This is a genomic window from Streptomyces sp. NPDC056948, from assembly GCF_042674225.1.
Classification (GTDB): Bacteria; Actinomycetota; Actinomycetes; order Streptomycetales; family Streptomycetaceae; genus Streptomyces; species Streptomyces purpurascens.
This window is the reverse complement of record NZ_JBHUQX010000294.1, coordinates 1-11964: the sequence shown is the minus strand read 5'-3', so window position 1 is coordinate 11964 and position 11964 is coordinate 1. Positions and strand designations below refer to the sequence as shown.

Sequence of the window (11964 nt, the reverse complement as noted above, 5' to 3'; positions counted from 1 at the left end):
TGGCGGACGTGGTCGTCTGCTACCGGGCGTTCAACGAGCGCTCGGGCCGCCGCTTCGGCTCCGGCGTCCGGCACCGCGAGCCCTCGGCCGAGGGCGCGGCGCTCGGCTGGTCGCTGCCGTTCGGCCTGCTCACCCCGGCCTCCTGGGTGGCGATGGCGGCCCAGCGGTACCTCCACACGTACGGGCTGACGCCGGAGGTGTTCGGGCACGTGGCCGTGGCCGACCGCGCGTACGCGGCGACCAACCCGGCGGCCTACTTCCACGGCCGTCCCATCACCCTGGCCGACCACGCCGCGTCCCGCTGGATCGTCGAGCCGCTCCGGCTGCTGGACTGCTGCCAGGAGACCGACGGCGGACAGGCCCTAGTCGTCACCTCCGTGGAGCGGGCCCGCGATCTGCCCCACCCGCCCGCCGTGATCGCGGCGGCCGCCCAGGGCGCGGGACGCGCGCAGGAGCAGATGACCAGCTTCTACCGCGACGACCTGACCGGCCTGCCCGAGACGGCGGTGGTGGCCCGGCAGCTCTGGCGGACCTCCGGACTCGCACCGGCCGACATCGACGTGGGGATCCTCTACGACCACTTCACGCCGTTCGTGCTGATGCAACTGGAGGAGTTCGGCTTCTGCGCCCCCGGCGAGGCACCGGACTTCGTGGCCGAGCGGCGTCTGCCGCTCAACACACACGGGGGACAGCTCGGGGAGGCGTACCTGCACGGGATGAACGGGGTGGCGGAGGCCGTCCGGCAGATCAGGGGGACGGCGGTGAACCCGGTCCCCGGAGCGGAACGGGTCCTGGTGACGGCGGGGACGGGCGTGCCTACGTCGGGACTCGTACTCACCGCCGACCCGCAGGGGACAACCCGCAGTACCCCGGTCCCACCGCTCCACCTGTAGGAGGTGCAGCAGGCCCTACCCCTACAACCTGAGGGGGACCCCGCTTCGGGACCTGCGGCCGATCCGCTCGACCTGGCCCGCTCCTAGCGTTGAGCCATGACCACAATCGTCTGCACCAGCGCGTCGAAGGCCGCATCACCAGCGGCGCAGACCCTTCCGTACCCGTCGTTCTCGTCGTACGTCAGGGCCCGCCAGCCGGTGCTGCTGCGTACCGCCCGCTCGCTCACCGGTAACCCGAGCGACGCGGAGGACCTGTTGCAGACCGCGCTCACCAAGACGTACGTCGCCTGGGAGCGTATCGAGGACCACCGCGCCCTCGACGGCTATGTGCGCCGGGCGCTGCTGAACACGCGGACGTCGCAGTGGCGCAAGCGCAAGGTCGACGAGTTCGCCTGCGACGAGCTGCCCGAGCCGGAGCCGGTGACCGGCAGCGACGACCCGGCCGAGCAGCAGGCGCTGCGCGACGCGATGTGGCGGGCGATCATGCGGCTGCCCGCCCGGCAGCGGGCGATGGTAGTCCTCAGGTACTACGAGGACCTCAGCGAGGTCCAGACGGCCGAAGTGCTCGGCGTCTCGGTGGGCACGGTGAAATCGGCCGTCTCGCGCGCGCTGGGAAAGCTCCGCGAGGACGCTGAGCTGGGACTTGTCCGCCAGTGAGCCCCCGCCTCGCACGCCGCCCCGGCCACTGCTGAACCCTTCATTCCGCTTGGCGTGATGTGATCGATCGCCCGGTCCTAGTGACATACCGCGCGGTATGTGCGCAGAATCAGCGCAACCTTTACCACCGCGTTGGCAATGTCGCCCCGGGAGGACGCCGTGCTGAGCACCATGCAGGACGTACCGCTGCTGATCTCAAGGATCCTGACCCACGGGTCCACGATCCACGGGACATCGCAGGTGACCACGTGGACCGGTGAGGACGAGCCCCACCGCCGCTCCTTCGCGGAGATCGGCGCCCGCTCCGCCCAGCTCGCCCACGCGCTCCGGGAGGACCTCGGCGTCGCCGGCGACGAGCGGGTCGCGACTCTGGCCTGGAACAACGCGGAGCATGTGGAGGCCTACTTCGCGATCCCGTCCATGGGCGCGGTCCTGCACACCCTGAACCTCCGCCTCCCGCCCGAGCAGCTTGCCTGGATCGTCAACCACGCCGCCGACCGCGTGATCATCGCCAACGGTTCGCTGCTCCCCCTGCTCGCCCCGCTGCTCCCGCACCTGAAGACGGTCGAGCACGTGGTCGTCACCGGCCCCGGGGACCGCTCCCTGCTCGCGGACGCCACCGCGCGGGTGCACGAGTACGAGGACCTGATCGCCGGGAAGCCGACGACGTACGACTGGCCCGAGCTGGACGAACGCCAGGCCGCCGCCATGTGCTACACCTCCGGCACCACCGGCGACCCCAAGGGCGTGGTCTACAGCCACCGCTCCATCTATCTGCACTCCATGCAGGTCAACATGGCCCAGTCGATGGGCCTGACCGACGGGGACACCTCGCTGGTCGTCGTGCCCCAGTTCCATGTGAACGCGTGGGGTCTGCCGCACGCGACCTTCATGACCGGCGTGAACATGCTGATGCCGGACCGCTTCCTCCAGCCGGCCCCGCTCGCCGCGATGATCGAGAGCGAGAAGCCCACCCACGCGGCCGCCGTCCCCACCATCTGGCAGGGCCTGCTCGCCGAGCTGACCGCGAACCCGCGTGACGTCTCCTTCCTCGGCCAGGTCACCATCGGCGGCGCGGCCTGTCCGCCCTCCCTCATGGAGGCCTTCGACAAGCTGGGCATGCGGGTCTGCCACGCCTGGGGCATGACGGAGACGTCCCCGCTCGGCACGATCGCCCGCCCCCCGGCCAGTGCGATCGGCACGGCGGACGAGCTCGCCTACCGCCTCACCCAGGGCCGCTTCCCGGCCGGCGTCGAGGGCCGCCTGACCGGTCCCGGCGGCGAACGCCTCCCCTGGGACGGCGAGTCGGCCGGTGAGCTGGAAGTGCGCGGCCCGTGGATCGCCGGCGCCTACTACAACGGCCCGGACGCCGACCCGCTCCGCCCCGCCGACAAGTTCAGCGAGGACGGCTGGCTCAAGACGGGCGACGTGGGGACCATCTCCGCCGACGGCTACCTCACCCTCACCGACCGGGCCAAGGACGTCATCAAGTCCGGCGGCGAGTGGATCTCGTCGGTGGACCTCGAGAACGCGCTCATGGCCCATCCCGAGGTGGCCGAGGCCGCCGTCGTCGCCGTACCCGACGAGAAGTGGGGCGAGCGCCCCCTGGCCACGGTCGTCCTCAAGGAGGGCTCCACCGCCACCTTCGAGACCCTGCGCACCTTCCTCGCCGACGAGGGCCACATCGCCAAGTGGCAGCTCCCGGAGCGCTGGACGGTCATCGCGGCGGTCCCGAAGACGAGCGTCGGCAAGTTCGACAAGAAGGTACTGCGCAGGCAATACGCGGAGGGTGACCTGGACATCACCAGGCTCGGCTGAACCCGACGAACACCCCGGAGCCCCTGGCCACCGCCAGGGGCTCACCCCTGCACGGCGCTCGATTCGGCCCATTCGTCCTCGAGCACGCCGAAGACCAGCGAGTCCCGCCAGCCGTCGCGGATGAGCTGGGTGTGCCGCAGGCGCCCCTCCAGCGTCATGCCGAGCTTGGCCAGCACCCGCGCGGAGCCGAGATTCCGCGGGTCGCAGGTGGCATGGACGCGATGGAGCCGCAGCTCGCCGAAGGCGTGCGCGAGAAGCAGCCGCCCGATCTCCGTCCCGATGCCCCGCCCCCAGACGCGCGGATGCACGATGTAGGAGATCTCGCCCTGGCGCCGGGGTGCGCTGCGCACCCGCAGTTCCCCCATCCCCACCACCTCCCGCCCGAGGCGAGCCACATAGGCGAACCGGCGCTGGGGCCTGTCCGACCAGGCGTCGACCGCGCCCGCCACGAACTCCCGCGTCTCGTCCGGCGTGTTCGGCCCCCACGGCTGATAACGGCAGGCCTCGGCCAGACCCGCCCATGTGTGGACGGCGGCCCAGTCCTCCGAAACGATCCTGCTCAGGGTCACAGTTTCCCGGCGCACAAGACGATCATGTCCACCCAGGCGTACGGCTACCCGCGGCCGTTCCTACGGCATCGCCTCACCGCCGCGCCGAGGTCAGCCCCCACCCCAGCACCAGCCACAGCCCGGCCACCGCGCACACCCCGCCCCAGCCGAAGTGGCTGAACGCGGCCCCGCCGAGAGCCGAGGCGGCGGCGCCGCCCGCGAAGCCGGCGACCACATAGGCGGTGTTGGCGGTGGCGGGGGTGGACGTCGCGGTCAGGGCGAGGGTCTGGTTGGCGACATGGGAGGCGACGAGCGCCGCGTGGATCGCGATCGCGGCGGCGAACAGCGCGGCCAGAGCCTGCCCGCCCAGCCAGAACAGCGGCACCGACACGGCCGCGAGCAGATACGCCGACCGCACGACACGCGCCGCGCCGAACCGGTCCACGAACCCGCCCGCCAGCGGAGCCACCGCACTCGCCGTCAGCCCGAAGAGCCCGAAGAGCCCGGCGGTCGCGATGGACAGCCCGTACGTGGGCCCGGTCAGCAGCAGGGAGAGCGCGGTCCACAGCGCGCTCCACGCACCGAACATCCCGGCCTGCCGAAGGCACGCCCGCCACAGGTCGGGCGAGTGGCGCAGCACCGAGGGCAGCGCGGCGAGCCCGGCGAACAACGGGCCTTCCCGCCGCCGCCGCGACGGCAGGACGAACGCGGTCGCGAGCCCCAGGACGAGCGTGAGCAGGGCCGCGCCCGCGAACACCCAGCGCCAGCCGAAGGCCTGCCCGGCCAGCCCGCCCAGGACCCGGGCCCCGACGATGCCGGTGAACAGGCCCGCGATGACGGCCGCGACATGACGGGCACGCCGGTCGGCGGGGGCGCGTTCGGCGACCAGCGGGACGAGTAGCTGGGGGATGACGGTCGTGGCCGAGGCGACGAACATGGCGACCGCGAGGGCGGTGGCGCCCGGGGCGGCCGCACTGGCCACCAGCGCGACGGTGGTGACGAGCGTGAGCCCGGCGACCAGACGGCGCCGGTTCGCGGTGTCGCCGAGCGGGGCGAAGAACAGCAGGCCGACCGCGTAGCCGAGCTGGGCGACCGAGGCGATCCAGGCGACGGCCGAGGGGGCCGAGCCGAAGTCGTCGGCCATGAGCGAGAGCAGCGGAGCGGCGAGATAGATGTTGGCGGCGGTGACCGCGCTGCACACGGCGATCAGGGTGAGGAAGAGACCGGGGGCGGGCGTACGTGTCTGCCGCGGAGCGGCCTGGTCGGCCCGGCGGGACGTGGTGGTGGTCGCTGACGGCATGGAAGGGGACTCCTCGGAGTCGGCTTGGAGTCGGCTCTAGCAACTAACTGGTTGGTTGGATAACGGGGCAACAGTGTGAGCCGCCCTGCGATTCCCTGTCAACCAAACAGTTGGTTACTCGGCGCGCTACCCTCTCCCCCATGGCACCAAGGGACCCCGAGGCCACCAAGGCCCGGATCTTCGAGGCGGCGGTCGCCGAATTCGCCCGGCACGGCATCGCCGGCGCCCGCATCGACCGCATCGCCGCCGAGGCGAAGGCCAACAAGCAGCTGATCTACGCCTACTTCGGCAACAAGGCGGAGCTGTTCGCGATCGTCCTCGAGAAGAAGATGCTCCACCTCGCCGAGGACGTCCCCGTCGTCCCGGACGACATCGAGAGCTGGATCGACCGCGTCATGGACTACCACGCCGCCCACCCGGAGCTGCTGCGCCTGCTCTTCTGGGAGGGCCTGGAGTACGGCAGCGCCGAACTGCCCCACGAGTCCGCCCGCCAGGAGCACTACGTCCGCAAGGTCGCCGCCCTCCAGGACGGCCAGGACCGGGGCGTCATCACGGACGCCGTCCCCGCGGCCGACCTGCTGTTCCTGCTGACCGCCCTGGCCAACTGGACCGCCGTCGTCCCGCAGATGCGGCGCATCCTGGTCGGCGACGGGGAGGACGCCCAGGACCGCCTGCGCGCGTCGGTCAAGGAGGCGGCACGCAGGCTGACGGCCCGGTAGGACCGGCCGGCCTTTCGCCGGCTCAGCCGGTCCCGATCCGGGTCAGTTGGTCCCGATCCTGCTCAGCAGCTCGACGATCCGGGTCTGCACATCGCCGCTGGTGGACCGCTCCGCGAGGAACAGCACCGTTTCCCCGGACGCCAGCCGCGGCAGGTCGGCCTGGTCGACGGCGGCGGTGTAGACGACGAGCGGGGTGCGGTTGAGCTGCCCGTTCGCGCGCAGCCAGTCGACGATCCCGCCGAACCCGGCCTGCCGCTGATGCACCTGCATCAGGTCCATCACGACCAGGTTCGGCCGGAAGTCGCTCGCCAGCGTCACCGCGTCCGCGTCGCTCGCGGCCCGCGCGACCTGCATCCCGCGCCGCTCCAGCGTCGCCGTCAGCGCCAGCGCGATCTCCGCGTGCTCCTCGATCAGCAGCACCCGCGGCGGGTGCTGCTCACTGTCGCGCGGCGCCAGCGCCTTCAGCAGCACGGCCGGATCGGCACCGTAGGCCGCGTCCCGCGAGGCCTGACCGAGCCCGGCCGTGACGAGCACGGGCACCTCGGCGGCCACGGCGGCCTGGCGCAGCGACTGCAGTGCCGTACGGGTGATCGGCCCGGTCAGCGGGTCGACGAACAGCGCGGCGGGGAACGCCGCGATCTGCGCGTCGACCTCCTCGCGCGAGTTCACGATCACCGGCCGGTAGCCGCGGTCGCTCAGCGCCTGCTGGGTGCTGACGTCCGGCGCGGGCCACACCAGCAGCCGCCGCGGGTTGTCCAGCGGCTCCGGCGGCAACTCGTCGTCCATCGGCTGCGGCCGCGGCGGATCGGCCACCTCGACGGCACCTCCGGGCCCGTCCAGCGGCTCGGGCCCCTCGGCGGCGTTCTCGTCGGGGGCGCCTATGGCGTACGACCGGCCGCCGCCCTCGGTCAGCTGCGCGAGCCGGGACTGACCGGCGAGGGACGGCTGCGCCGGGGCGGGCGCGGGCGCCGGGGCGGGCACCTGGGCGGCGACCGGCGGGGGCGTCGGCTCGGCCGTCGGATGCGGGCGCGCGGCCTGGTCCGGACGCGCTGCCTGCTCGGGGCGCGGACCCTGCTCCGGGCGGGACGCCGGTTCCGTACGCGTGGCCTGATCGGTACGCGTGGCCGGGTCGGGCGGCGTGCCGAGCTTGCGGCGCCGGCCCGATCCGCCCGGCAGGTGCGGGGGAGGCGTCGCCGTCGGCAGGGGAACGGACATGGCCGGCGGCTGCTGGACCTGGGCCGCCTGCCGGTTGAACGGCACGCCCTGTCCCAGCGTCCGCACGCTGATCGCCCGCCCCTGCGTCGAGTTCGGATCGACGGGCGCCGAGGCCTCCGCGGGCAACGGCTGAGCCGCCCGCTGCGCCTGCGCCGCGCCCTCCGGCGGCAACGGGGTGCCCGGGGCCGGGGTGTTCGGGGCCGGGGACTTCGGCTGCGGCGCCTGAGGGGGTGTGCCGTTCGGGGGTACGGCGACACCGGCCCCCGTGCTGTCGTCGGCGGCGGGCCAGGACTGAGGGGCGGGGGTGCCGCCCTGAGCCGGGGTCCCCTGGGCGGGAGTGCCCTGAGCCGGGGTGCCTTGGGCGGGGGTGCCCTGCCCCGGGGCGGCCTCGGCGGGGAGCGGCTGCCCGGCGGAGGGCTGCTGCGCCGGTGCGGCGACGCCCTGCTGCGGCAGGGGCCGCGCGCCCTGGGCCGGAGGCTGCGGCGCCTGCCCCGGGATGGCCGCCTGCACGCTGTGCCCGAGCCCGCCCTGCGCGGGGACGGACACGCCCTGCGGCTGGGGGATGTTGCCCTGCGGGGTGTTCCCCTGAGGCTGAACGGCGTTCCCCTGGGGCTGAACGGCGTTGCCCTGCGGCGGCACGGCCGCACCCGGCGCGGCCTGGACGGCGGCCACCCCGGCCTGGACGGGCGGGACCTGACCCGCGGCGTTCTGCTGCGCGGGAACCCCCTGCCCGGGACCCGCAGGGACGGAACCGGGCGGTACGGCAGCAGCCGGTACGGCGCCCGTCGGCGCGGCGTTCACCGCACCGGGCGCCTGCACCGCGGCCGCCTCGCCCTGCTGCGGCACCATGGCCCGCCGCCGACGGCCCGTCGGCGCACTCGTGGGATGCGGCTGCGGCGGGGTGTGATCGGCGGACTGGTCGTGCGGTACGGCGTCGTGCCGCCCCTCCTCGGCCACCCGGTCACCGGCGGCGGCCGGTGCGGCAACCGCCTCGGTCCCCTGCCCCGGGGCGGTCTGTCCGGCCTGAACCCCCTGGTGGACCGGCTCGTCCGGGGGCGTCTGATCGGCCTCGGCCGGCGGCAGGGCGAACACCGGACGCGGACCCGCGGCCTGCTGCGCCGCCGCCCGCTCGTTGGCGGCGGCCAGCGCACGCCGCCGCCGCCCGGTCGGCTGCTGGGCCTGTCCCTGTTCCGCACCGTCCGAACCGGAGCCGGCGTCACCGGACGACGCGGGCAGCGCCGGCGGCAGCGCCCGCTGCTCCCCGGGTTCACGCCGGGCCTGCCGTCCGGCGGCCTCGGGCACGCCCTGCGGCGGAACGGTCCCGCCCAGCCCCGTACCCGAGGCGGCGGTCCCGGCCGCATGCTCGGCGGCCGTGACGACGGCCCCCTCGGCGACACCCTGGACGGCACTCCCGACGGCCTCGATGGCGAGGGCCTCCGCGGCGGCGCCCTCGGCCGGACGCCCGCGCCGTCGCCCGGTACCGCCCGACCCGGCGCCCTCACCGGAAGCCTGCGCCGGAAGAGCGGCCGGTTCCCCGGCGGCCCGCCTCCTGCGCCGCCCGGTGGCAACACCGGAACCATCAGCCTCGTCGCCCTCGCCCTGAACATCCCCGTCCAGGAAGGCATCGGTGGTGGCGCGCCGCGCCCGGCGCCGCCCCCCGCCGGAGGTCTGCTCACCGGTGGCCCCGGGAACGCCCTCGTCCACGGCCTCGGCGGCGGCATCCGCGGCAACAGCCCCGGCCCCGCCCCCGATCGGCACCTCGAGGACGTACGCGCTCCCGCTCATCCCCGGCACGTCATGCGTCTGGAGCACGCCGCCGTGCGCCCGGACGATCCCCCGCACGATCGGCTCGTGCACGGTGTCGCCACCGGCGTACGGCCCGCGCACCTCGATGCGTACGACCTCGCCGCGCTGCGCCGCCGCCACCACGACCGTATTGTCCAGATAACCGCCCGCCGAAAGGGGCGTGTTGCCGGTCGCGTCGACCCCGGCCACGTCCGCGACGAGATGCGCGAGGGCGGTGGCGAGCAGCCGGGGATCGACCTCGGCCTCGATGGGCGGCGCGTGCACGGCGAACTGCACCCGGCCGGGCCCGATGAGCTCGACGGCCCCGTCGACCCCGGAGGCGACGACGGCGTCGAGCATCACCTTCGTACGGACGACGTTCTCGCCGCCCGTGTCGAGTCGCTGGTAGCCGAGGACGTTGTCGATGAGCGTCGTGATCCGCGAATAGCCGGCGGACAGGTGGTGCAGCACCTGGTTGGCCTCGGGCCAGAGCTGCCCGGCGTCGTCGGCGGCCAGCGCGGCGAGCTCGCGGCGCAGCTCCTCCAGGGGCCCGCGCAGCGACCGTCCCAGCAGGGTCAGCAACTGCTCGTGCCGGGCGGCGAGCGCCTCGTACCGGTCCTTCTCCCGCTCCCCGAGCGCGGCGTACCGGTCCTCGTTCGCGCCGAGTTCCTCGGCGTGCCGCTCGCTCAGCTCCTCCAGCTCGGTGATGTGCCGCTGGCGCAGCGCGGTCAGCTCGGAGGCGTGTTCCTCGGCGGCCCGCTCCAGCTCTTCCTCGTGGCGCTTGTCCGCCGCTTCCTTCTCCTCGACGACCGTGTCGTACGGCCGCCGGTCGGTGAAGGTCATCACGGCGCCGACGAGCTGGTCGCCGTCCCGCACGGGCGCGGTCGTCAGATCGACGGGCACCTTGCCGCCGTCCTTGGCGTACAGCACCTGCCCGCGCACCCGGTGCTTGCGCCCGGAGCGCAGGGTGTCGGCGAGCGGCGACTCCTCGTACGGGAAGTCCGTCCCGTCGGCACGCGAGTGCAGCACGAGTTCGTGCAGTTCACGCCCGCCGAGATCGCTGGCCCGGAAACCCAGCATCTGAGCGGCGGCCGGATTGACGAGGACGATCCGCCCGTCGGTGTCGGTCCCGACGACGCCCTCGGAAGCGGCCCGCAGGATCATCTCGGTCTGCCGCTGCGACCGCGCGAGCTCGGCCTCGGTGTCCACGGTCCCGGACAAGTCACGCACGACGAGCATGAGCAGCTCGTCGCTGGTGTAGCCGTAACCGTCGTAGGCCTGCTGCCCGTTCTCGAGATTCGCACTGGTGACCTCGACGGGGAACTCGGTTCCGTCCGTCCTGCGCGCGATCATCCGGGTCGGCTTGGTCCGGGCATGCGGATCGAGGTGTTCCGGCCGTCGCATGGAGCCGGGGATGAGCTTGGAGTCGAACTGCGGCAGCAGATCGAGCAGCCCGCGCCCCACCAGAGCGGTGCCCGGAGTCTCGAAGGCCTCGAGGGCGATGGTGTTGGCGTTGACGACCGTCCCGTTGGCATTGACCAGCACCAACGCGTCGGGGAGCGCATCCAGTATGGCTGCGAGGCGAGCAGCGCCTCGGGATGGCCTGCTGCTCACGAGACGCTTCCTCCCTGTTACCGCACCTTGCCGACCGCTCGGGCCATCTTGCCAACCGTCCCGCAGCGTGTCACGCGAGGGAGTCTAAGGGCTGCGGTTGCGCTCGCGACGCCGGATGAGAGCGAGGTCGCACGAGCAAGTGACCCCGAACTGACGACCGAGTAACCGGAAACGCCCGTCCTCCTGCGACGACGTCGCGAGACCTTCGCGGGACCTTTACGACGACGGTGTTTCTGTACCTTTTGCCGGACCGGCGAGATGGAGGCCGAGGAGGGGCGAAATCCGGACGAGATACGGACGAGGTGCGCAGGGTCGCAACGGGGGCGACATGGGGAGAATCGGCGCGGAATCGATGCGGGAGTCGACGTGGGAACTCAGGCGCCCTGCCCGGCCCTCATGTCCGGCAGGAGCGGTACGAGCCGGTCCCAGCGGGAGATCTGGCAGCCGTCACGGCGGTCGTACGTGGCGTCGACGGGGCGTCCGGCCCAGGTGCCGGTGATGTGCGCGGTGGCCGGCCCGCCGTACTGCATGGTGCAGAAGCCGCCCTTCGGGGCGGGAGCGAAGACCTCCTGCCCCCACCGCGTGTCCCGCTCCAGGGCGGCACAGGCGCCGCGCGGGTCGGGATGGCTGCCGCCGTCGGGTCCGCAGTACAGCTCGAACGTCCCGTCGGCCCCGTCGCCCGCGTTCCGCACGGTGACGGTGAGGTGATCCCGCTCCTTGCTCTTGCCGTCGCCGAGCCCGGCCTGGGCGTACGCGACGGGGGACACCGCGGCCAGTGATCCGAGGGCGGCGACGGAGGCGGCGGCGCCGAGGACGAGGCGCCGCAGACCGGGGCGGGGGGTGGTCCGGGGCGCGGTTCGGGCGGTGGCCCGGGAAATGGCAGTAGACATGCCCTGACTAACGCGGCGTGCCCCGGGACGTTGCGCGACAGCCCGAGAAGGCTTTTGCCCTGCGACCTTCCTGCCTAGTACCGTGGGGGGCGATTGGTGACACGGCGCTCGACTGTGTCATCATCGGCAAGCACTGGCTCGCGCTCGCGCGGGACGATGTGCGTGGAGGCGTCGCCTAGTCCGGTCTATGGCGCCGCACTGCTAATGCGGTTTGGGTCTTAAAGCCCATCGAGGGTTCAAATCCCTCCGCCTCCGCACCTGATCACGAAGCCCCGGTCACCCGACCGGGGCTTCGCTGTCGTACCGGCCGGAACAGCCGTTTCCGCAGCTCGCAAGGGGTATGGCAAACGGATTTCACATGGCGGCGGCAGTCATGTAATGTTCTTCCTGTCGCCGCGAGCGAGCCGGAAGGCCCGAGAGCGGCGATAAAACAGAACAAGCACTCGTAGCTTAACGGATAGAGCATCTGACTACGGATCAGAAGGTTGCAGGTTCGAATCCTGCCGAGTGCACACAGGTGAGAGG

At 73.0% G+C, this 11964-nt stretch carries 8 protein-coding genes and 2 tRNA genes; 6 read left to right on the top strand and 4 right to left on the bottom strand.

The window, feature by feature from the left end; all coding sequences use genetic code 11:
* The 3 genes from ACFTZL_RS30815 to ACFTZL_RS30805 form a co-directional block, all read left to right on the top strand.
* Positions 1–893, top strand: an 893-nt coding sequence (locus ACFTZL_RS30815) for a lipid-transfer protein (protein WP_382589158.1), incomplete at its 5' end; no start/stop codon positions are given.
* Positions 894–989: 96 nt separating this feature from the next.
* Positions 990–1550, top strand: coding sequence for a SigE family RNA polymerase sigma factor (locus tag ACFTZL_RS30810; protein ID WP_382589155.1), 561 nt, complete (start codon positions 990–992; stop codon positions 1548–1550).
* A gap of 138 nt (positions 1551–1688) precedes the next feature.
* Positions 1689–3368 (top strand): long-chain fatty acid--CoA ligase, encoded by a 1680-nt coding sequence (locus ACFTZL_RS30805; protein ID WP_382589152.1) that lies wholly within the window; start codon positions 1689–1691, stop codon positions 3366–3368.
* A 41-nt stretch (positions 3369–3409) separates the two neighbouring features.
* On the opposite strand, the gene ACFTZL_RS30800 is transcribed toward ACFTZL_RS30805, so the two are convergent.
* Both ACFTZL_RS30800 and ACFTZL_RS30795 read right to left on the bottom strand, forming a co-directional pair.
* The gene (locus ACFTZL_RS30800; protein ID WP_382589149.1) at positions 3410–3952 is read right to left on the bottom strand and encodes a GNAT family N-acetyltransferase; all 543 of its coding nucleotides are present in this window, start codon (positions 3950–3952) and stop codon (positions 3410–3412) included.
* Positions 3953–4010: 58 nt separating this feature from the next.
* Positions 4011–5216 carry an MFS transporter gene (locus tag ACFTZL_RS30795; protein WP_382589147.1) on the bottom strand — a complete coding sequence of 402 codons (1206 nt, stop codon included), beginning with the start codon at positions 5214–5216 and terminating at the stop codon, positions 4011–4013.
* Between the two features lie 140 nt (positions 5217–5356).
* Between ACFTZL_RS30795 and ACFTZL_RS30790 the strand changes: the two genes are divergently transcribed.
* Positions 5357–5935 carry a TetR family transcriptional regulator gene (locus ACFTZL_RS30790; RefSeq protein ID WP_382589144.1) on the top strand — a complete coding sequence of 193 codons (579 nt, stop codon included), beginning with the start codon at positions 5357–5359 and terminating at the stop codon, positions 5933–5935.
* Between the two features lie 42 nt (positions 5936–5977).
* On the opposite strand, the gene ACFTZL_RS30785 is transcribed toward ACFTZL_RS30790, so the two are convergent.
* Together ACFTZL_RS30785 and ACFTZL_RS30780 are read right to left on the bottom strand one after the other, a co-directional pair.
* Positions 5978–10549, bottom strand: a complete 4572-nt coding sequence (locus tag ACFTZL_RS30785) for a PAS domain-containing protein (RefSeq protein ID WP_382589141.1) — start codon at positions 10547–10549, stop codon at positions 5978–5980.
* 374 nt (positions 10550–10923) lie between these two features.
* A complete protein-coding gene (locus tag ACFTZL_RS30780) occupies positions 10924–11439 on the bottom strand; it encodes an SSI family serine proteinase inhibitor (RefSeq protein ID WP_382589138.1) in 516 nt (171 codons plus the stop codon).
* A 164-nt stretch (positions 11440–11603) separates the two neighbouring features.
* Between ACFTZL_RS30780 and ACFTZL_RS30775 the strand changes: the two genes are divergently transcribed.
* Together ACFTZL_RS30775 and ACFTZL_RS30770 are read left to right on the top strand one after the other, a co-directional pair.
* A tRNA-Ser gene (locus ACFTZL_RS30775) sits at positions 11604–11694 on the top strand.
* Positions 11695–11878: 184 nt separating this feature from the next.
* Positions 11879–11951 (top strand) — tRNA-Arg (locus tag ACFTZL_RS30770).
* Positions 11952–11964: the final 13 nt, after the last annotated feature.